At 47.6% G+C, this 23,148-nt stretch carries 15 protein-coding genes; 2 read left to right on the top strand and 13 right to left on the bottom strand.

The features are described 5' to 3' along the window. Positions 1–47: 47 nt before the first annotated feature. From L5M29_RS08045 to malQ, 7 genes are all read right to left on the bottom strand, one after another. Complete coding sequence (locus L5M29_RS08045) at positions 48–1,667, bottom strand: glycogen synthase (protein ID WP_263167179.1); 1,620 nt, start codon at positions 1,665–1,667, stop codon at positions 48–50. A gap of 103 nt (positions 1,668–1,770) precedes the next feature. Beyond that, positions 1,771–3,033, bottom strand: coding sequence for a glucose-1-phosphate adenylyltransferase (gene glgC / locus L5M29_RS08040; RefSeq protein WP_006085131.1), 1,263 nt, complete (start codon positions 3,031–3,033; stop codon positions 1,771–1,773). Then, on the bottom strand, positions 3,026–3,169 hold the full coding sequence (locus L5M29_RS08035; RefSeq protein ID WP_263167177.1) for a hypothetical protein: 144 nt from the start codon (positions 3,167–3,169) through the stop codon (positions 3,026–3,028). The genes glgC and L5M29_RS08035 overlap by 8 nt, the downstream gene beginning before the upstream one ends. Positions 3,170–3,230: 61 nt before the next feature. Then, positions 3,231–5,765 (bottom strand): glycogen/starch/alpha-glucan phosphorylase, encoded by a 2,535-nt coding sequence (locus tag L5M29_RS08030; protein WP_212600350.1) that lies wholly within the window; start codon positions 5,763–5,765, stop codon positions 3,231–3,233. An 18-nt stretch (positions 5,766–5,783) separates the two neighbouring features. Then, positions 5,784–7,979, bottom strand: coding sequence for a glycogen debranching protein GlgX (gene glgX / locus L5M29_RS08025; protein ID WP_263167172.1), 2,196 nt, complete (start codon positions 7,977–7,979; stop codon positions 5,784–5,786). Position 7,980: 1 nt separating this feature from the next. Beyond that, a complete protein-coding gene (glgB, locus tag L5M29_RS08020) occupies positions 7,981–10,212 on the bottom strand; it encodes a 1,4-alpha-glucan branching protein GlgB (RefSeq protein WP_263167168.1) in 2,232 nt (743 codons plus the stop codon). 131 nt (positions 10,213–10,343) lie between these two features. After that, positions 10,344–12,770 (bottom strand): 4-alpha-glucanotransferase, encoded by a 2,427-nt coding sequence (malQ, locus tag L5M29_RS08015; RefSeq protein WP_263167166.1) that lies wholly within the window; start codon positions 12,768–12,770, stop codon positions 10,344–10,346. A 592-nt stretch (positions 12,771–13,362) separates the two neighbouring features. Between malQ and L5M29_RS08010 the strand changes: the two genes are divergently transcribed. Next, a complete protein-coding gene (locus L5M29_RS08010; RefSeq protein WP_012588211.1) occupies positions 13,363–13,992 on the top strand; it encodes a peptidylprolyl isomerase in 630 nt (209 codons plus the stop codon). A gap of 112 nt (positions 13,993–14,104) precedes the next feature. Here L5M29_RS08010 and L5M29_RS08005 read toward each other — a convergent pair whose 3' ends face one another. The 6 genes from L5M29_RS08005 to betI form a co-directional block, all read right to left on the bottom strand. Further along, positions 14,105–14,581: a MarR family winged helix-turn-helix transcriptional regulator gene (locus L5M29_RS08005; protein WP_006080852.1), complete on the bottom strand. Its 477-nt coding sequence runs from the start codon at positions 14,579–14,581 to the stop codon at positions 14,105–14,107. 102 nt (positions 14,582–14,683) lie between these two features. Beyond that, on the bottom strand, positions 14,684–15,388 hold the full coding sequence (locus tag L5M29_RS08000; protein ID WP_263167162.1) for a TorF family putative porin: 705 nt from the start codon (positions 15,386–15,388) through the stop codon (positions 14,684–14,686). A gap of 14 nt (positions 15,389–15,402) precedes the next feature. Next, the gene (locus L5M29_RS07995; RefSeq protein WP_263167159.1) at positions 15,403–16,620 is read right to left on the bottom strand and encodes a BCCT family transporter; all 1,218 of its coding nucleotides are present in this window, start codon (positions 16,618–16,620) and stop codon (positions 15,403–15,405) included. 372 nt (positions 16,621–16,992) lie between these two features. Further along, the gene (gene betA, locus L5M29_RS07990) at positions 16,993–18,678 is read right to left on the bottom strand and encodes a choline dehydrogenase (protein ID WP_263167156.1); all 1,686 of its coding nucleotides are present in this window, start codon (positions 18,676–18,678) and stop codon (positions 16,993–16,995) included. Positions 18,679–18,687: 9 nt separating this feature from the next. Next, the gene (betB, locus tag L5M29_RS07985) at positions 18,688–20,157 is read right to left on the bottom strand and encodes a betaine-aldehyde dehydrogenase (RefSeq protein WP_263167153.1); all 1,470 of its coding nucleotides are present in this window, start codon (positions 20,155–20,157) and stop codon (positions 18,688–18,690) included. Further along, positions 20,142–20,753, bottom strand: a complete 612-nt coding sequence (gene betI, locus L5M29_RS07980; RefSeq protein WP_263167150.1) for a transcriptional regulator BetI — start codon at positions 20,751–20,753, stop codon at positions 20,142–20,144. Before betI ends, betB begins: the two co-directional genes overlap by 16 nt. A gap of 601 nt (positions 20,754–21,354) precedes the next feature. On the opposite strand from betI, the gene yiaY reads away from it, so the two are divergent. Further along, positions 21,355–22,503, top strand: coding sequence for an L-threonine dehydrogenase (gene yiaY, locus L5M29_RS07975; protein WP_263167149.1), 1,149 nt, complete (start codon positions 21,355–21,357; stop codon positions 22,501–22,503). Positions 22,504–23,148 lie beyond the last annotated feature (645 nt).

The raw sequence follows: 23,148 nt of genomic DNA, 5'->3' as shown, positions 1-23,148 counted from the left end.
ATCATGCGTTAATTCCCTTTGCCGCATCACACTTTGGACTTACCACATTACATTTTGCAATAGAGTTGTTGACGATATTGCTCTGCAATAGAATGCCAGTCAAAACGCTGTGCCATGGCCGCAGCACGCACTTGTGACCATGTTTTCCCCTCGAAACAAGCAATGGCTTGCGTCAACCTTTGCAGAAACGCTTCGGCTTGCTCATTTAAGCTATTGCCGTTAAAAGCAAAACCATTAACGCCATCCTCAACAGTATCCTTTAAACCGCCTACACTATGCACTAAACATGGCTGCCCCGCGCGCATGGCCAACATTTGACTGATGCCACAGGGCTCAAAGGAACTTGGCATCAAAAATAGATCGCCATGCTGATACAGCGCTTCGGATAACGCCTCGTTGTATCCCTGCAAAAATAATAGGTTATCGTATTTAGCCCCTAACGCTTGGAAAGACTTAGCAATCGATGCATCGCCACTGCCGAGTAAAATCAGCAGCGCCGTCGGTTTTGTTTGCTTCAATGCTTTAAGTAAGGTTTCAAGCACAGATAAACCCGAGGGCAATTGATGGCGCAGCAGTAAGACTTTTTGATCGGTCAAGCGGCCCACCGAAGTCAATAACAGACTCGGTACTTGCTCCGCCACTGCTTGACGCCAATGGGCTTGGGTGCGGGCAAAAGCAATCATGTCCACGCCACTCACTTGCGTTTGATGCCCCTGCCATTGCACTAACGCAGCTTCAACCGCACTGAGCAATTGCTTAAACTCGGGTACTTGAATACGCGCAGGTGGCTTAGCGGGTAAATCCGATACTGACGAATATACACAGCCATTTAAAATCCCCACCACTTTGCCGTCATTGGCCTTGACCTGTAAGTCTTGCTCTAGCCCTTCGCCACCAAAAAATCCCGCTTCGGGTTTGGAGGGCTGCAACACTTCTTTGGCGTAACTGGGTGAGACTAAATGCACTTTGTCGCTCAGCACTATGCCCATGCGCATAGGGTTAACACAGTAGGGATAACGGGGATCAGTAATTAACTGTTTTTGCCCCTGCGTCAAAGTGGCAAACAGCTCGGGAAACCAAGCCGCAAAGGAGGATGAGTCTTGGCTTAAGGGACGTATCCCCTGCAGCGCAAGATTGTGGATAGAGAACACACACTCAATTTCTTTGAGAACACTGAACTCAGGCACGAATGCTCTTAACATGGCTAAGCAGCCCGCATGCCAGTCATGTAAATGCAGCACAGTCGGCATAGGCACTCGGCCAGTAACTAATGCTGTCGCGACGCTCGCGCAAAGGAAGGCAAACTTAGTCGCATCGTCGGCGAAAGGACGCTCGGCACTGCCTTGGCTATAAATCTGCCCAGGTACGGATTGCCATAATGCATGTTCGAGCAAATAAATCATCGCCTCTGGTACATGGGGATGGGGCATGGCAAACAAATGCACTCGCTCCAATCGGCCGCCAAAGGCCACAGTTAACTCGCCAAGATCTTGGGAGTGATTCGCTACCGCAGTTAAAAAGCCATAGCTTGGCATGATCACATCGGCGCACAAATCAACACCCGCCAGAGCGGCGGGTAAATCACGGATGACATCCGCCATACCGCCAACCTTGGCGCCCGCAAGGGCACCGTTTTCAGCCGCGACCATCAAAATGCGTTGTTTCAATTAATTGGATACTCCCGCTACTTCAACTGTGCAGCTTTTATTAAGCTGCCTATACCTAAGTCATTTTTACTTTAATGATCAATTTACTTTAATGATCAAAGCACTATTCATAGCCTACAGGCAAACCTAGCATGTCACGGGTCACTAAAGTCACGCCTTTTTCGGACACCCTAAAGCCTTTGGCTCTGTCGTGATCATGGTTATAACCTATTACCATGCCTTCGGGAATAATGCAGCCACGGTCGAGTATCGCATTCTTGATTTTGCAATGGCGCAGCACGACTACATCGGGTAGCACTACTGAATCTTCAACCAACGAATAAGAACAAACGCGTACTTCGTTAAACAATACGCTACGGCGCACTGTCGCCCCCGAAATAATACAACCGCCCGAAACAATCGAGTCCAACGCCATACCACGTCTGTCATCGTCATCAAACACAAATTTAGCGGGAGGTAATTGTTCTTGGAAAGTCCAAATTGGCCATTTCGCATCGTACAAATTCAGTGCTGGCGTGGGCGATAACAGTTCCATATTCGCTTGCCAGAAAGAATCTAGCGTACCCACATCGCGCCAATAGGCTTGCTCATTTGGGAAAGCACTCTTAAAGGGATAGGCGAACACATTATGTTTTTCGATGATCGCAGGAATAATATCCTTACCAAAATCGCGATCTGAGCTTTCGTTTAAGGCATCTTTCTTGAGCTGGTCAAACAAAAACTCTGTGTTAAACACATAGTTGCCCATAGATGCTAAACACATTTCAGGATTACCCGGAGAATGCTTAGGTTGCAGCGGCTTTTCTTCAAAGCCTAAAATGCGCATCTCTTCATCGACTTCCATCACCCCAAACGAACCCGCAGCTTCGGCAATCGGCACTTCAAGGCAAGAGACTGTCATATCTGCGCCCGACTCGGCATGGGCGGCTAATAACCCAGCATAATCCATGCGATACACGTGATCGCCAGACAACACCATCACGTATTTAGGCAGCTCGTGGCGAATGATATCGATATTTTGAAATACCGCATCGGCCGTGCCTTGGTACCAGTTTTCCGAATAGCGTTGTGAAGCGGGTAAAATCTCCACCGACTCGCCCAGCTCCTTCTTAAAATGACCCCAACCGCGCATCACATGGCGGATCAAAGAATGCGACTTGTACTGAGTCACAACCCCGACACGACGAATACCTGAGTTGATACAATTTGAGAGCGGGAAATCGATAATACGAAACTTACCACCGAAATACAGTGCAGGTTTAGCACGCCAATCCGTGAGTTCATGCAAGCGAGACCCGCGCCCACCAGCTAAAATCAACGCATAGGTTTCACGAGTTAAATTACTGATATAACGAACATTAGACATAGGCTCTTACTCCGAAATCGGCAAACTGATTGCCCATAAATGGCTTATCGATACGGCAGACACTGCCGTACTCCCCTGAGTATTTCTCACTTGCATTCCCCATTCCCTCCATTGATTCTGCATTCCTTTCAAACATTTATACTCATCCGCTATAACAAGACTTATAACCCAGAGCCCAACCCCTACAGTTTCCAACCCTACAGTTTCCAAATTTCATCGCGATAACCTGCGATCGTCACATCACTCGAAAAACGTCCGCTGGCGGCGGTATTGCGAATACTCATCTGCGTCCACACCTGCGGATCTTTATAGGCCCGCGCCACGGCTTCTTGCACGACTCGGTAACTGTCAAAGTCGGCGGCCGTCATCCATTGATCATCGCTACTTTCGATGGCGGCAATAATGGGATCGAAAATCCCCGGCTCCAGCAGATTGAAGTGACCACTTTTGAGTAACTTCATCACCTCAGATAACGCCGGTGAATCATCAATAATACTGCGCGGATGATAGTGACTACGTACCTGCGAGACCTGCTCCGCATTGAGTCCAAACAGGAAGAAGTTCTCAGAGCCCACTTCCTCTAACATCTCGATATTGGCGCCATCCATAGTGCCGATTGTCAGGGCGCCGTTCATCATGAACTTCATATTGCCCGTGCCCGATGCCTCTTTGCCCGCGGTTGAAATTTGCTCGGACAAGTCAGTCCCCGGACAGATTTTTTCCATGGCGCTGACGTTGTAGTTTGGTAAGAAAGCAAAGCGTAGGTAAGGCGTCACCATAGGATCGGAATTGACCATATGAGCAACATTGCTGGCGAGTTTGATGATCAACTTAGCCATAAAGTAACCGGGCGCCGCTTTACCGCCGATCAATACACAACGTGGCACCATGTTTTCGGTGTGGCCTTGCTGGATCTGATGATAGAGATGAATCACATGCAATATGTTGAGTAACTGACGTTTATATTCGTGAATACGCTTCACTTGCACGTCAAACAGCATAGCCGGATCGAACTCAACCCCACATTCCTTAACAATCATCTTAGCCAGCAAAGCCTTGTTGGCTTGCTTCACATCACGCCATTTTTGGATAAACGCATTGTCCTGTGTGAGAGCATTGAGCGCCGTTAACTGGCTTAAGTCTGTCACCCATTCTTGACCTAAATGGGCAGTCAGTAACTTAGCTAAGGCAGGGTTACAATGGGCAAGCCAACGCCTTGGCGTCACACCATTGGTACGGTTATTAAACTTATGCGGCCACAACTCATAGAAATCCTTAAACAACCCAGATTTGAGTAGTTGCGTGTGTAAACCCGCGACACCGTTGACCGAGAAACTCGCCACAATCGCCAAATACGCCATACGCACATGGGGATGTGGGCCATCTTGAATAATTGACATACTCGCCAATTTCTCACTATTTCCTGGCCAATGGTGGGCGACTATATCTAAGTAACGGGCGTTGATTTCATAAATAATTTCTAAGATGCGTGGCAACATTTGCGCCATCATACGCACGGGCCAACGCTCTAATGCTTCAGGCAACAGGGTATGGTTAGTGTAAGCCATGGTCTGACTGGTAATCGCCCATGCACTGTCCCATTCCAAACCGTATTCATCGATCAATAACCGCATCAACTCAGGCACGGCAATGCTAGGGTGAGTGTCATTCAACTGCATGACATTTTTAGCGGCAAACTGCGTAAAATCATGACCATGACGACTCACCCAACGTTTGAGTAAATCCTGCAAACTAGCGGAGGATAAAAAGTATTGCTGACGTAATCGCAGCTCTTTGCCGTTCTCGCTCGCATCATTAGGATAGAGCACCATAGTGATCTGCTCGGCCAAGTTTTTACGGGCCACGGCTTCCGTGTAGTCGCCTTGGTTAAACTCAGCTAAATCAAAATCATCGGTCGCTTCAGCCTTCCACAATCTCAGGGTATTTACCCGCCCATTGCGATAACCAGGAACAGGCATGTCATAGGCGACGGCGAGCACATCTTGGGTTTCAACCCAAATAATGTGCCGACGGCCTTGTTTATCGACATAGGATTCGGTATGACCAAAAAATGGCACAATCACGTTGTGGGTAGGGACACGCACTTCCCACGGATTGCCTTCGCGCAACCAACGGTCAGGGCGTTCAACTTGGTAACCGTCGACGATCTTCTGGGCGAACATGCCATATTCGTAACGTATGCCATAGCCTGTCACTGATAAGTCCATGCTGGCGCAGCTATCGAGGAAACATGCGGCTAATCGACCTAGGCCGCCGTTGCCTAAACCGGCATCATGTTCGGCCTCTTCTAACTCTTCTAACGATACCGCATAGTTGCTCAAGGCATCACGGCTATCTTGTTGCAAATCTAAACTCAGTAGTGCATTACCTAGTGCTCGGCCCATCAAAAATTCGAGGGATAAATACGCCACTTGCTTGCGCTTAAAATGGCTGTCATCCACTCGAGTCTGACGCCAATTATCTAGCATCTGTTCTTTCACGCTGTAAGCTAACGCTTGAAATAATTCGCAGCTCACGCCTTCGCCACGGCTGAGTCCATAACGTAAATGGCGCTCAAAAGAAGCGGGCAAAGCATCGCAGGGTTCACAGGGCTCAGCGGCTTTAGACTTAGTCTGACGCTTAGCGGGAGCCTTCTTGCTCGCGGCTTTTGACTGAGCTAGTGTTACTGGTTTTTCGCTGGTATTGGGGCTCAGCTCGCTTTTGTCACTCATAGTTAATTCCTTCATTTCCTATAAAATCAAATCAGCATGAAAAAGCATGAGACTACGATCTTGCAGTAAGTATCGCGTCGCAGAGATCTGAACATCCAGCGGCTCAGTTTGGGTATGAATAAGGCATTGCCACGGACTCAAGTGCTCGAAAGTCGGCAGGGTAAAAGCGAGAGGGTTGTCGTCGGCATTAACCATCAACAGCAAAGCTTGCTGCTTGCCTTGATCTTCTAAATCACCGGAAAGCACCACAGACAAACTGCGGCACATAGATTCAGTCCACAAGCTCTTGGTCATTTGTTCACCTTGGCGACTAAACCAATCTAATCGAGTACCAATATCGGCTAAGGATTCAGCCAATAACTGTTCGTGAATGAAGCGCTTAGCACATAACAGCGGGAAACGTTTCCGCAGGGCAATAAGCTGTTGAGTAAAGGCCAACAGCTCAGTGTCCATGCCCTTTGCCGACCAATCAAACCAGTTCAGTTCATTGTCTTGGCAATAGGCATTATTGTTGCCTTGCTGAGTGCGGCCCGTCTCATCACCGCTCAACAACATAGGCACACCTTGAGATAAAAATAGCGTAGTCAATAAGTTACGTTGTTGACGACTGCGAAGTGCCAGAATTGAGCTATCTTCGGTTTCCCCTTCAATCCCATAATGATGGCTGAAGTTTTCTTGATGACCATCGCGGTTATCCTCCCCATTTGCCAAGTTATGGCGCTGGGTATAACTCACCAAGTCTTTAAGGGTAAAACCGTCGTGACTGGTTAAAAAATTAAGACTAGTCGCAGGTGGACGGCCACTGTGCTCAAAAAAATCCCCCGAGCCGTGAAAACGCCGAGCAAATTCGGGCAACATGCTGTGATCGCCGCGCCAAAAGCGGCGCATAGTGTCTCTATATCTGTCGTTCCATTCGCTAAAAGCCACGGGGAAATTGCCCAATTGATAACCACCGGGGCCAATATCCCAAGGCTCAGCAATCAATTTCACTCGGCACAAAACAGGGTCTTGCAACAGCGCATCGAAGAAACCTGAGCCGGGATCAAAACCATAGGCCTCGCGACCTAAGCAAGCCGCCAAGTCGAAGCGAAACCCATCGACGCCCATGATTTCTACCCAATAACGCAGCGAATCTAGTACGAGCTGTAACATGCGTGGATGGTTGATATTTAAGGTGTTTCCACAACCCGTATCATTAATATAAAAACGCTTATCATTCGGATGCAGGCGGTAATAACTGAGATTATCTATGCCACGAAAACTAAAGGTCGGCCCAAGTCGACTCCCCTCGGCGCTGTGGTTATAGACCACATCGAGGATCACTTCGATACCTGCGCCGTGAAGTGCATCCACCATGGCCCGAAACTCACCAATATCGTCGGATGATAGATAACTCGGCTCAGGGGCAAAAAAGCCGATACTGTTGTAACCCCAATAGTTAGTGAGCTTTTTCTCGAGCAAAAATGGCTCAGTGAAAAAGGCCTGTACAGGAAGTAACTCGACACACGTCACCCCAAGTTCGGCCAAATAATCGATAGCCGGCTGAGTCGCTAAACCCGCAAAGGTGGCACGTTTATGGGGTTCAATCTCAGGATGCGCCGCCGTAAAGCCTTTAACGTGCATCTCATAAATGATGCTACGCTCTAGGGGTTTGGGCTGAAACCTCGACGCAAGGGGCTGAATCGACTGCTTGGCAGCTATCTCGATTAATGGACGAATGTCCACGACCTTGCATTTTGGCACATGGGCAGCGTTATCTAACTTACTGAAAGATAAATCTTCATCCATGTGGTTCAGCTCGTAACCATAGTTAGACTCATGGTCGCGATATTCACCGACGAGCTGGCGCGCATAGGGGTCGAGCAATAATTTATTGGGGTTAAATCTGTGACCAAGCTGAGGCTCATAGGAGCCATAAACGCGATAACCGTAGAGTTGCCCCGCCTTAAGCCCTTGTACAAACACATGCCAGATTTGCTGGGTTTGTTCAGTTAACACAATACGCGCGACTTCTTGCTCGCCATTGTCATCAAATAAACATAACTCAACCGCTGTGGCGTTAGCTGAAAATAACGCAAAGTTGACGCCATCGCCCTCAACATTAGCACCGAGCGGAAAAGGCTCACCTACCCCTAACGCCCATTTTTCGCTTTGAAATGGGTGATTTTTAGCGTCTGGGTTGAGCTTAATATCATCAGCCGTGGGCTTTTGCATGCTAGTTCGCCTCAGCCAATCCAGTTGCAGGCCCTATGACTAGGCAGCCCAAGGGTGGCACAGTGATCAGCGCGCTCTGCGCCATTCCCTGCCACGGTAGCGACTCAGCAACCACAGTGCCCGCATTACCTTGATTACTGCCACCATAAATCTGGCTATCGCTATTAAGGTATTCGCGGTAATCTCCTGCCAAGGGCAAACCAATACGGAACCCAGTGTGCAATTGGGGCGTCATGTTGATGACAAACACTAACGGCGCATCACCTGCTAAACCGTAACGCACAAAGGTAAAAATGCTGTCGCGGCTATTCTCACAATCTAGCCAACTAAATCCTGCGCCCTCGTAATCCTGAACCGATAAGGCTGGCATTTTTTGATATAAGTGATTGAGATCTTTAAGCCAACGCTGCACGCCTTGGTGCGGCTCGTAAGCCAATAAGTGCCAATCTAAACTCTGGTTATGGTTCCACTCATTTCGCTGACCAAACTCGCAGCCCATAAAGAGTAATTTCTTACCTGGATGCCCCCACATAAAACCGTAATAGGCACGCAGAGTTGCAAATTTCTGCCAATCATCACCGGGAATTTTATGCAGCAACGAACCCTTGCCGTGGACCACTTCATCGTGACTCACGGACAACATAAATTGTTCGGTATAGGCGTACATTAAACTGAAGGTCAATTGATGATGGTGGAACTGGCGGTAAAGCGGATCACGGCCTAAGTAGCTTAAGCTGTCGTTCATCCAGCCCATATTCCACTTAAAACCAAAGCCGAGACCTTGCTGATCCGTCGGCTTAGTCACCCCAGCAAAGGCGGTGGACTCTTCGGCAATCATGCAAATGCCGGGGAAAGCTTGGTACAAGCGTTGATTCAAAATTTGTAAGAAACTGATGGCCTCGAGATTCTCCCGTCCACCATAGGCATTAGGCAGCCATTGGCCCGGCTCGCGGCTGTAATCGAGATACAACATAGAAGACACGGCATCGAGACGCAGACCATCAAAGTGAAATTCCCGCAGCCAGTAACAAGCATTACTCAACAAGAAGCTGCGCACTTCACCGCGATCATAGTTATAAATCAGGGTATCCCAATCGGGATGTGTGCCCTTGCGAGGATCTTCATGCTCATACAGACATGTGCCATCGAAACGCACTAAGCCGTGGGGATCCTTAGGGAAATGCGCCGACACCCAATCGAGGATAATACCAATTCCCGCCTGATGGCAGGCATTCACAAAGGCCTTTAACCCATTGGCATAGCCAAATCTGTGGGTCGGCGCATAGAGACCCACTGGCTGATATCCCCACGAACCATCAAAGGGAAACTCGCTGATCGGCATCAGTTCGATGTGGGTAAAGCCTTGCTCCTTCACATAGGGAATAAGCTGTTCAATCAAGTCTTGATAATCAAGATATTGCTCGCCTTGCTCTCCCTTACGACGCCACGAACCTAAGTGCACTTCGTAGGCCGACATGGGCGCTTTATGCCAAGCAGTCGCCGCTCGCTTACTCATCCAAGCGGTATCATTCCAGCTATGGTGGGCTTTTGGGGGCACGATAGAAGCATTGTGGGGCGCGCATTCCATTTGGGTTGCCATAGGATCGGATTTAGTATGGCGCTCACCATTTTGATAAACCAAATCAAACTTATAGTGTGCACCTTCAGCCACATTGGGTAAAAATAGCTCCCATAAACCATTGGCAATATGTTGGCGCATCACATGGCGAGTATCATCCCAATGGTTAAAATCTCCCACCACAGACACCCGCTTAGCATTGGGTGCCCACACACAAAAATGCACACCTTCGACGCCTTGGGTTTGACGCCAGTTGGCACCTAAAAATTCATAGGCGCGCTCGGCGCTGCCTTCACCAAACAGGTAAATATCATCACTATTGAGCAGTGAATTAAACTGATAAGGGTCGACTATATCTAACTGACACAGGGGATATTCCACCCGTAGCAAGTAGAGAAACGGCTTGACGCGTCGTCCCAAAGTGCCGGCGAACAGTCCCTGCTCGTTGACCTTGTCCAGACTCGCCACTTTGCGGCCATCTTTAATGCTGATCACATCCACACTGAGGGCATTGCGAAAAAAACAACGAACAATTAATGCCTTACCCTCGTTGGCACTGTGCATACCCAAGAGCGAAAAAACATCAGTGTATTGACCATTAAGTAGGGCGACGTCGGCACCATCGTAGAAATAGGCATTGGCTTGAGTCATCATTTTTCTTCCGTTTATCAGTCAATTAAACTTGCAAATTGGCACTCTTTACCCACATAACACCCCCTAATAATCTAATCTTTAGGGATGGCATAATGTGGTGCGACTTAGGCAGCCTTTCGCTGGTGCTAGATTTAGCTCGGTAGCTGTCTCGCCACAGCGATATTTTGTAATCGCTGCAGTATCTCTGGCGAAGTCGACACTTGCGTTAAATTCAGCGGCAGGCGACGCTGCCAATTTGGATATTCGAGCCAAGTACCGGGAATATTCACCGCATGGCGATCGGCTAATAAATCGCACAGTTGCACGCTGTATAGCGCACTATTACCGCGAGCTCCTAAGGTCATCCAAGCCGTGAGCAAGGTTTGAATATCGAGTTCGGCTATCGTCACATCGGCTAACAGACCTTGAGCGACTAACAGTGAAATGAGTTGCTGCTTTTCATGTTCACGCCCCGCGAGCGCCTCGCCTAGCTGCTCGTCAGTTTCAAACAGGGATAACTGCCGACGCAGGTGTAAATCGCTGCCACACCACCAAGCGACTAAAGTCGGCACATCGTGATTCGCCAGCATCATTAAGCTTTGAGACTTATATTGATCCGGTGATTTAAAGCCTTGATGGTCTTTGCAGAAATAGAACAACTCGTTGGAATAAATGCCAGAAGTGTAGAGACGATGAATAATGTCAGGTGGCACCAGTCCTAAATCTTCGCCAATCACCACACAGCGAGCACGTTGGCTCTCAAGGCAAACGATGGCAAGCAAGGTTTCGACGGGATAATACACATAGGCACCGTGACCGAGTTGCTTATCCAGCGGCCACCACCAGAGTCGCAGTAAGCCCATCACATGATCGATACGCAAGGCGCCACAGCTTTCCATATTGGCGCGGATCAAGGCGATAAAATGGCTGAAATTATGTTGTTTTAACTTCACAGGATCGAGTGGCGTTAAGCCCCAATTTTGTCCTTGGGGTGCAAAGGGATCGGGCGGTGCACCTATGCTGGCATTCAAACAAAACTGCTCGGCATTAGCCTGTACTTCACTGCCCTGCAGCGCTGCACCGACGGCCAAATCACGGATCAATCCCAGCCCCATCCCAACCTCTTTAGCTTTTAGCTGACAGAGGTGTAACTGCTTTTCAGCCACAAATTGCAGGTAAAGATAGAAACCTTCCTCTTGCACAAACGCTTTAGGACTACGCAAATATTCCGCTTGAGCAAACTCTTGTAGCGCACTGCCCTGCTCACGCACAAACTCATGGAATCTTTGCGCTCTGGGCGTGTCGTTCGCCAGATGCGTGTCACAAAAAACGCGATATAACTGCTCAAAGGCACGGTATTTCAGCTCGCTCACTTTAGGATAATCGAGCCAATTATCACGATTCAGTAAGGCGATAGCCTCTACCCAAGTAGCGCTTGAAAATTCAGTGGCAAGAGCTTGGTATTCAGGAACGCTTTGTAATTGAATATAAAGAGGATTAAGTCTGCGGCGATCGCACGGACTGTAGGGACTCGGATGCTCTGGCGCCGCGATATCGAGGGCATGCAAGGGATTGAGTTGAATAAAATCCGCGCCCTGCGCCGCCACCAGCCCGATCAGTTGTTCTAAATCACCAAAGTCACCAATGCCCCATTGGCTCTCGCTGCGCAAACTGTAAAGTTGAACGCTGATCCCCCAAGGTTTATGGCGTTTACCTTGGGCGACAGCCGTGAGTACGCCTTGGTAGGCGGCCCGCGGCGCCACCATTAAGGTGCCAGAAAACAAAGTGCTGGTATCAGCTTCAGCCGTCACACAGCTCTCTAGCGCCAAGCTTGGCGCTTGTGTACTTGTCGATAGGGCATGTTTTAAGCTTAAGGCTATGCGATGAAAGCCCAAACCTAACACAAAGAAATCACTCGCATTTTTGTCGGCTGCATGCGCAAATGAGTCTTGGTTTTTTGTGAATGCAGGGTTGTTAGTGAACTCTTGGCTGCTCAGGAAATAGGACGCTAAATTCACCGCTTCAGTCTCGGCGGGCATTAAGTTGTCAGGGAAAGCTTGGGTCTTGGCCTCAGCTAGATCGAGGCGTGCGAATCCCAGTTGCGTAAGATCAAGGCGATAGTGTAGATAAAGCGTTTGTTCAATGCGGTAATCGCCAATGGACTTAAGCGCCGAGAAAGGCACATCGAATACGATGGACTCACCCTGTTCGCATTCAATCGCCACACTCAGATCTGAGGTGTAGGTTTCTGGTAAACAAAGGCTTATCCAAGGTTCATCCACAAAACACCAATGGAATTCAGGTAGAACCTGAGTCCAAGGACGGGCATCCAGCAAGTCAATTTGCGACGCGATCAATGCTTCGGTCAATACCGCATCGACACAGGTCAGCCCAGCATCACTCGATAACGCTTCTGTAGCAGGAGCATCAATGGCAGTCCCTGCCACGCTGTTTTTTTCCTGTAACATACAGGTCAAGATACCTTGCCTGTCTACCTCGGAAATATGGATATTTTGGCCAAAACAATCAGTAAATTCTGCTCCAACTCCCCGCAAATACAGCAACTTTTCCAGCCCCATATTTTGTCGCCCCCGCGACCGCTCATCCATAGCTTTAGATATACAGTAACCATGCCAACGAAAAGTAACAAGAAGATGACATAAATATTTCAGAGAAATAACAAAAAACTTTTTCAAAAAATCAGTAACTTACTAGAAGCACTCAGTTAAGTTGGCGCTCAGTAGCTATCAGGATATAAAGAGTGGAATGCACTAAATTGGGGCATGCGTTCAGCAAGAGGGCAAGCATGCTTCCCAAGACCTTGACGAGAGGCAGTTAAAAAAGACAAGCACTAAGCAGGGAACTAAGGCATAAAAATAACATGACAGGCGTAAGACATTTATATGTCATAGCATTCGAACTAAAACCCAATGAATAAGACCCAAAACATATCAACTAGTGAGTTCGGTGCAACACTTTGTATCAATTGCACTTTATAACTTGAACAGCCTATCTCTCCTCTGTCAACATCTCATCTCGCTACAGCGTAGAAACATAATAACAACATTACATTCATGGAGCCTGATATGCCCTCGCTTATCCGCCAGAGGCTCGCTCGATGGAACGCTAAAGCAGAAACTCCCCAATGATGATTGAGAATAAGGATATGAAATGAAGAAGTTATCAGGATTACTGTTTGTCGGCTGCATAGCCTTAACCGGTTGTGAAGGAAGTACAGATGGTGATCTAACGCCGACGCCACCGACGCCCGATCCCACTCCGCCAGCCTTAGCTGCGGATGTATGTTATTTAATGAAAACCACAAAAGGCGATATCACACTCGCCATTGACTTAACGAACATGCCAATCACAGGTAAAAACTTTAAGCAGTATGTTGATAAGTCTTTCTATAACGGCACCTTATTCCATAGAACCGTTAATAATTTTATGATCCAAGGCGGCGGTTTTACCACTGGACTCAAAAGCAAACCAGGCGATGCCCCCATCAAGAATGAAGCCGCAGTCGGTATTAGCAACAAACGTGGCACTATCTCCATGGCTCGCACGGATGACCCTAATTCTGCAACATCACAGTTCTTTATCAATGTGTTAGATAATCCACATTTGGATGCGTCTGCGAGCAATTATGGTTATGCCGTGTTTGGCAAAGTGGTTGACGGCATGGATGTGGCGGATCAGATAAGCATAGTTCCAACAAAAAGTAGCGGTGGTTTTGCCAACACGCCAGTACAAGAAATCCTGATTAACTCTGTGGCTAAAACAAGCTGCCCTGCTGCTTAAACATCTAAAAAGACGCACAGCTAAACGACATCGAGTTAAAAGCAAAAAAGCACTGAATCTTCAGTGCTTTTTCATTTTAAAATCTAATCAATTTAAAGCATGAGCTAAACGATTACTCATCCCCTTGGATCTTCCCTACCAAGAGCATAGGCGCCGCATCAATTTTATCGGCGTCCATCATAGTCGCAATACGCTCAACGGCTGAGAGCAATTGGCTCTGCTCCCATTCTTCAAGATTTTGATAACGCTTAATAAAATGATCCTGTAGCGGTTTAGGTGAGTCCTGTAACAGCGCTCGGCCCGCATCACTAAGGTATAAATGCACCTTACGTTTGTCAGTCTCACTGCGCAGACGGATCACTAAACCACGGCCCTCGAGTCGATCGATAATGGTCGTCACCGTCGCAGGGCTCAGCGTAATTTCTTCCGCCACGGTTTTAGCCAATGGCGCATCCAATTGGGCGATTTTCTGCATCACCATCAATTGCGGCCCAGTTAAACCTGAGTGTTTGTTCAGCTGGCGAGAATGAATGTCGATAGCGCGTATCACTCGGCGCAGCGAAATGAGCAGTTGTTCGTACTTTTCCATCGTTCTTTTCATTCTCCCCATTCTAAGCAACGAGTGCACCTTACCAGAAAGCGCGACTGAACTCACCAAGAGGAGGCACTTTTATGGTAAAAGTCCCTTAGATTACAACATGAATTGACGCGATACCGACAACACTAAGCGCTCGTCACTGGTATCTAAGTTCATGCTAGTATCTTCAGCGGCAAGACTGAAATCAAAGCCACTCCAGCTGGTCAGATAGGCGATACGGAAATGATTAAAAGATTTGCCACCATCCCATGACCATTTATCCTCATCAAGTGATGTCGAGCGATCGACACTAAAGCGAATATCATGTCCTTCAGCGAGACTGACAGTATGGCCAAGCAACATAGTGTAATGCTCACCACCCAAACCAAAGTAATCCCATGTATAGGTCAACTTAGCCTCAGAGTGACCCAGTGAACTATCATATCCTAACTTGCTATACAGCTCAGGATAGTTGTACTCATCGGAAAACGACTCGCCGTGGTAAGTGTAATAAGCCAGTCCGACATCGAAACTCAGTTGCTCATTGAGCTGATAAAACTTACCCGCATAGGCATCGAGCTCCAACCAAGTGCTGTCGTTCCCCCCAAAGTCGACGTTCGAGGTAAAGCCGCCCACGTACCATCCCGAATCAAAACCGTAATCCAAACTGCCTTGCAGTGCTGGGCCGCTGTCCGTTTGGCTGACACCATTAAAAGTGTAATCCGACGTCGCCGTTACAGTGGCCGATAATCCGGCATTGGCCGCTGTTGACATCAATAACAACCCTCCAGCGACAAGATAAAAACATTTTGATTTCATTATTAATTTTTCCATTAGTTGGCTAGCTCAATTTTAGTAAAGTCGATTTTGTTCTCTTTTGGCGAGCGCTCAATGGCACGAACAGTTTGCAATTGCGTCATCATGATGTAACCAAAACAGCTAAAGATCAGGCCCAGTGCGATTGCACCAACCCATTGAATTTGAAGAAAGTCTAATTGAAAGAGTAATGTCAGACTGCAGAGCAAGACTAAGTTAAAGCTGACATATTTAGGCTTGCCTAACCGCTCAATGGTCAAATTAAGATTATCGGTATACAGGCGCACCAGTGAGTCGAGTGAGTTGATTACAAAAGTAATTCCCACAATCACCATCGCCAGATTATAGAAGCCCGAAGTATCTAAGCCATTGGCGCTGTAGTAATAAAGTACGGTGAACCAGATAGCGATGGGGATAGACGGAAACACCATCATGGCCAACAGCACTTGATATGTTTTCATGCCGCCGACAAAGCGCGAGGTAAATTGACCGATCATAATGCTCCACGCAAACCACCAGAACAGATAAAACTCATGGTAGTCGTTGATGGGTAACATAAAATGTTGAATATTGCCGAAGTAGTCACCCAGCATGGCAAAGGTCGTAAAGAACTCGCCCACACTCGAGTCAGCCGATAAAAATGCACTGGCCCACATCATGGCAATCAAGCCTAAAAACAACCAAGTGCTAGCCAGACTCAAGATACGCACATAACGTATGCTAGTGCTGGAATACACAGCCGCGGCGATCACCATAAATACGATTAAATAGAAGCTACCGACTATAGTTTCGCCATCACCTAATTCGGGTAAATACCAAGGTAAATTGCTCAATAGCAAATAGGCGGTAAAGGCGCAGGTGCCAATAATTACGATATTATTAATGAACTTAACCCAAGGAATATCAAAAAACTTCACCCTAGGCTCGATGACACAAAAATAGAAACAGGTTAAAAAGTAGAAGCTCCAAATCAAGAAGGCCCAGAAGCCAAACTCAATCGCCAGTGGATTACTAAAGCCGTATTCAGGACTCGCCGCCACATTGGCGTAACCCGCAAACTCGGTGAGCGGAAACATGATCAAGCCGACATCAAGTCCTGAGGTAAACAGAATCGCGATAAAGGTAAAAGTACGCACAGGCGTCACCCCGATACAGCGAATATTGCCCCAGCGATAAATCACAAACGCAATCGCGGTAAAAGTGAACAGTATCCCTGCGGATAATAACCAAGTCATAATGAGCACTCAGTCCCAGTCGATACTGGGTGTAAGTCGGCATCTGGATATAAACCCATAAAATGTAACTCCATGTTTTTATTTAATAATAAAAACTGAACCATTTTTAAAGGCAACGTTCTGCCCTCAAGCCTTAAATATCGCTACTTAAAAACACTCCGCGATAGTTAAACCCTGATAGATGATCAGTCGTGAAAGCGGTCATTTGCACACTCACTGCGGGCTGACCGACCCTTTAGATAAAATAAATCATGACCCTTTTGAGTCATCAATTAATGAGTTTTGAGCCATCAATTAATGAGTCACTTCAAAATTGAAGCCGCCAGTCCGTCGATACGACGGACTGAGCAGGCGTGTTGTTAACTTATGGCTTTAACTTGTCGCAGTACTTCTTTGTGTGGTTTGCCAAGCGTCGGCAACCACAACGGCGGAATCTGCTGGCACTAACATCTCAGCCTCTAAAATCAGATCCGCGGCGCGCTCAGCCAACATTATGGTCGGCGCGTTCAAATTGCCGTTCGGGATAGTCGGGAAAATAGAAGAATCCACCACCCGTAAATTCTGCAATCCATGCACGCGGGTTTCGGGATCCACCACCGCCATCGCATCCATGCCCATCTTGCACGAACAAGAAGGATGGTAAGCACTCTCAACCGATTGACGCACAAAGGCATCGATTTGCGCATCGGTTTGCACTTGTATGCCGGGTTGAATTTCCTCACCGCGATACTCATCGAATGGCGCTTGATTGATGATCTCACGGGTCAAACGCACGCAGGCCCTAAAGCCTTCAATATCATCGGGATGCTGTAAATAATTGAACTGAATTTTGGGCGGCACTTTTGGATCTGCCGACACTAAGGTCACGGCACCACGACTTTTAGGCTTGTTATGGCCCACATGCACCTGAAACCCATGACCCGCAAAGGCTTCTTTGCCATCGTAACGCATGGCCGCAGGTAAAAAGTGGTACTGCAAATCCGGCCACTCCAGACCCGCTTTTGAGCGAATAAAACCACAGGATTCAAAGTGATTTGTGGCCCCTAGGCCAGACTTATCTAAGATCCACCGTGCACCGATTAAGAACTTGCTGAAAGGATCTAGCTTGCCATTGAGTGAAATCGGTTTAAGGCATTTGAATTGGAAATAAAACTCTAAATGATCCTGTAAATTCTGACCAACACCGGGCAACTCATGTTGTAACTCGACCCCTGCATCAGCCAATACTTGGGGATCGCCAATACCTGATAATTGCAACAAATGCGGCGAACCTATTGAACCAGCAGCTAAAATCACTTCTTTATTGCAGCGAATATCTTCAACTTTGCCTTTGTGCTCAATGCGAACGCCAACGGCTGTTTGTCCTTCCAATAACACTTTATGCACTAAAGCGTGGGTCACAACCGTGAGGTTACGTCTAGCCATCGCTGGGCGTAAATAGGCATTAGCGGTAGACCAACGCACGCCTTTTTTGACCGTCATGTGCATAGGGCCAAAGCCTTCTTGCTGCGCGGCATTATAATCGGCGGTCGATAAATACCCCGCCGCAATGCCCGCATCCACAAAGGCTTGGTACAGGGGATTCTGCATCTGATTACCGTTATTCACGCCTAACGGTCCAGACTCGCCGCGATACTCATCGCCACCAAAGGCCCAGGTTTCCGCCTTTTTAAAGTACGGTAAGCAATGGCTGTAATTCCAGTTGGTCGCCCCTTGCGCCTGCCACTCATCAAAGTCCCTAGCATGACCACGAACGTATACCATGCCATTGATCGACGATGAACCGCCAAGCACCTTGCCCCGAGGACAATGCATTTTGCGATTATCTAAATACGGCTCAGGCTGCGTCTCAAACTGCCAAGCATATTTAGGGCTGTTCATCGGAATTGATAACGCCGTCGGCATTTGAATAAAGATACTCTTATCACTGCCTCCGGTTTCTAATAACAGCACTTCGTTTTTAGGATCCTTTGACAAGCGATTGGCGAGCACACAACCCGCTGAGCCTGCGCCAACTATGATGTAGTTATAATATTTTTGCTCTAATGACTGGGCCAAAATGCCTCCTTAAAATGGGCTTTCTAAGGGCTGTAGACCCACGTAAACGGCTTTAACTTGGGTGTAATGCTTGAGTGTCTCGCTACCGTTTTCACGGCCAATACCCGACAACTTATATCCACCTACCGGCATTTCGGCTGGCGATGCACCATAGGCATTGATCCAACAAATACCCGCTTGTAACTGATGAATAACCCGATGGGCACGGCTGATATCTTGAGTGAACACCCCAGCGGCTAAGCCCATGGCGGTATTGTTTGCCCGAGCAATCACTTCGGCTTCATCTTTAAAGGTGAGTACCGACATCACAGGACCAAAGATTTCCTCTTGGCAGATGCGCATCTCGTCGGTGCAATCGGTAAAAATGGTTGGGGCGACAAAGTAACCATTGGGAGCATTTTCCGGCGTTAATGCTGTGCCACCGGTGAGCAGCGTTGCGCCGTCATCGATACCTTGCTGAATATAATCGAGCACTTTTTGCTGGTGGTCTTTGGAGATCAAGGCGCCAAAGTTAGTCTCTGGCGCCATAGGATCGCCCACCACAATATTAGTTTGAGTACGCATAAGCAGTTTTTCGATAAAGCGTGGATAAACCGACTCATGGACAAACACCCGCGTCCCATTGGTACAGACTTCACCTTGGGTATAGAAGTTACCGAGCATGGCACCTGAAACGGCATTGTCGATATCGGTATCGTCAAACACGATAAGCGGTGATTTACCGCCGAGTTCCATAGTGACGTCTTTTAATGAACTTGCCGCCGCGGCCATGACTTTCTTGCCAGTACCGACTTCGCCCGTGAAGGACACTTTGGCAATATCCGGATGCCCCGTTAACCAAGCGCCAACCTTGCCATCGCCCATTACAACGTTAAATACGCCATCAGGTAAACCCGCCTCACTTAAGAGTTGCGCTAATTTCAGTGCGCCAAGCGGCGTTTCTTCCGAAGGTTTAAAAATCATCACATTGCCGCTAGCTAAGGCAGGCGCCGCCTTCCAACAGGCGATTTGCAATGGATAATTCCACGCGCCAATGCCAGCACAAATGCCTAAAGGCTCACGGCGGGTGTAATAAAAATCCCCACCGACTTGCTGCTGCGCGCCTTCAAGCCCTGGGGCAATATGGGCGAAAAACTCGATAGCATCTGCGCCTGTGACCACATCAACCACTGAGGCTTCTTGCCAAGGTTTACCTGTATCGCACACTTCGATTGCCGCGAGTTCATCATTACGAGCCCGCAATAATGCGACCGCGTTTAACAGAATACGGCTGCGTTCGGTGGCACTCATGGCAGACCAAATAGCAAAGCCTTTTTTGGCGCTCTCGATGGCCGCTTGCTGAATTTTTTCATCGGCCACTTGCACTCGATACGCCAATTGCCCCGTGGCAGGATTGACGACGTCGAAGGTTTCGCCGCTGTCGTTAGCGAGCAACTGACCCGCAATAAAGTTGTACTGAACTTCTACTGATACTGACATGTATTAACTCCATGCTGCTTTATCACGTTATGGATAAAGGTTTTGCATAATTTTTCGGCCTGAACAAAATCCTGCTCAGGGGTTTCACTTAAGGCACTGCGTAACCAGAATCCATCGATCATCGCCGCCGTTTGCTCAGCAGCCATCAGGGCAAACTCTTTGGGCAACACGTGCCGAAAGGAAAAATGTAAGTTGCTGTATAAGCGGCGACTATTGATATTCTGCAAACGGGCTAACTGAGGATCGTGGACGGCCTGTGCCCAAAAACTCAGCCAAGTGTGAGTGACATTTCGTGAGCGCTGTAACTCGGTAAAATTCGCTTCAACTATCATCATTAAGCGCTCTGTTGGCGCCAACACTTGTCCTTGGATTCGATTGAGCAATGCTTGCTTTAACTGCTCGAGCAAGTGGCGCAGCGTCGCTTGGATTAAGCCCTGCTTACCACTGAAATAATGACTGATGATCCCCGACGACATCCCCGCCAACTGACTAATGCTGTTGATGGTCGTGTGCTGCAATCCATGCAAGGCAACCGATGCTAATGTCGCATCGATAAGCTGCTGTCTGCGTATCAATTTCATGGCGGTTTTAGGCATAAATACTCAAGGAATAACCACTCTCTCAATACTCTGAACGACGTTAATTGAACGTTCAATTAACAATCATGATAATGATTAGTGATGTAACTATCAACCTAAAATAGCACAGTGACAAAGCTCACAAGTTAGTTATGTAAAAAAGAATTAATCTGTAAAAACAAGATAAATGTATAGATTTCTTTGACTTGAGGCCCTACCACAACCACAGCAGCACGCATAAATTAATATTAGATATCAAACTAATTAACTGGAGTTAATGCTACGAATGAGAGTATTAATGAGGTTTAACCTCTGTTAGATTTAACAATTGAGCCGTCAAACTCTGGATAAGAAAGTGGGATAAAAAGTAAACGAAAAATGCACAGAAATGATGCATCACCAGGGGCGCTAACAACGCTAAAAAAACCATATCGTACGCCAACACTAATACCCGTCATAAAAGTCCGAAATTTAGTTACCCAGTTCCAACTTTAGTGGGAAATTACCCTCAGATAAGCGCCGAACTCGATCAAGCTCACACTTTCACTACCTCCAAATTGGTAGCTTGATCACCAGAAAAGAACACAACTTAATCTTTACAAGCAAATAGGTGGATTTTATGGCTGCTAAATTTTTTATTCCTTCTGTCAACGTATTAGGCCAAGGCGCAGTGGATGATGCTATCGGTGACATCAAAACCTTAGGCTTTAAACACGCACTCATAGTGACAGATAAACCCTTAGTCAAGATTGGCTTAGTGGGTGAAGTGGCCGAAAAACTCGGTCAAAATGGCATTACCGCCACCATCTATGATGGCGTACAACCTAACCCAACAGTGACGAACGTCGAAGCGGGTTTAGCCCTGTTAAAAGCCAACAAGTGTGACTTTGTGATTTCACTCGGCGGCGGATCACCCCATGATTGCGCCAAGGGTATCGCCCTTGTTGCCACCAATGGCGGCAGTATTAAAGACTATGAAGGGTTAGATCAATCCGCAAAACCACAGTTGCCGTTAGTAGCCATTAATACGACGGCAGGCACAGCCAGTGAAATGACGCGCTTCTGTATCATTACCGACGAAGCCCGCCACATTAAAATGGCGATTGTCGATAAACACACCACGCCTTTGCTGTCGGTCAACGACCCTGAGTTAATGCTGAAAAAGCCTGCGAGCCTAACTGCCGCAACCGGTATGGATGCACTGACTCACGCGGTTGAAGCCTATGTGTCTATTGCTGCTAACCCGATCACCGACGCCTGTGCGATCAAGGCCATGGAATTGATTCAAGCTAACTTAGTCAACGCAGTTGAAAACGGTCAAGACATCAACGCCCGTGAACAAATGGCCTACGCCCAGTTCTTAGCGGGTATGGCGTTTAACAATGCCAGCTTAGGTTATGTGCATGCGATGGCGCACCAATTAGGCGGTTTCTACGATCTGCCCCACGGTGTGTGCAACGCCCTGCTGCTGCCCCATGTGCAGGAATACAACGCCCAGGTCGTCCCTGCTCGCTTAAAAGACATTGCCAAGGCTATGGGTGTCGATGTGTCTGCGATGACAGATGAGCAAGGTGCTAGTGCGGCGATAGCGGCAATCAAAAAACTGTCTGTTGCGGTTAAGATCCCTGAAAACCTGACCTTATTAGGCGTGAAAGCGGAAGATATTCCAACACTTGCGGATAACGCGTTAAAAGATGCCTGTGGATTCACGAATCCAAAGCAAGCAACCCATGCGGAGATCTGTCAGATCTTCACTAATGCGCTGTAATTGTGCGCTGTAATCGCCATACCTTACCAATCGCAAGTTATCGCACTGTAATCGTGCGCTAACTTGCTGGATAACGACTTATTGTCCTGCTAGTGCGTAAACACGACTTCATCCTCCAATGAATTCGTTTTAGGCTCCAATAGTGCACAGATTATTGCTGCACTATTGGGGCCTTTTTTACACCTGTATCAACAAGATGGTGAGGTAAGTTACTATCTTAAAAATTGAGTAACAAAAACCAACATAAAACTCAGTGTCTATGCACCTTTGCACTGACAAAACACTCACAAATCAGCATATTCAAGAAGAAAGGATCTGAACCTAAAATATTCATAGCAAAATGATATAAAAAACGTGATCTCTGTGGGTTACAGACTGTTACAGATCCGATAAGATGGCCCCAGTTCGCTTTTTCCCTGCAAAAGATGAAGCCAGCTGAGAGGCCCGTTTTAACGAATGGGCCTCTGTCCATTCTGCCTTCTGCGTTTCCTCTGCGACAACTTATGCTGCCAGTTACCCGTATAGCTCCCATCAAAGTTTAATTAACCTATTTACTCCGCTGTTAACTCTTTTTATCAATAAGACTTACTGACGACCAAGTTGTTGCTTTATTAATCAGTAATTCAGCAAAAGCGAAACTTCACC

The sequence above is a fragment of the Shewanella sp. SM95 genome (assembly GCF_025653595.1).
Lineage (GTDB): Bacteria > Pseudomonadota > Gammaproteobacteria > Enterobacterales > Shewanellaceae > Shewanella > Shewanella oncorhynchi.
The sequence above is the reverse complement of the archived record's forward strand: the minus strand, read 5'-3'. Positions and strand labels throughout refer to the sequence as shown.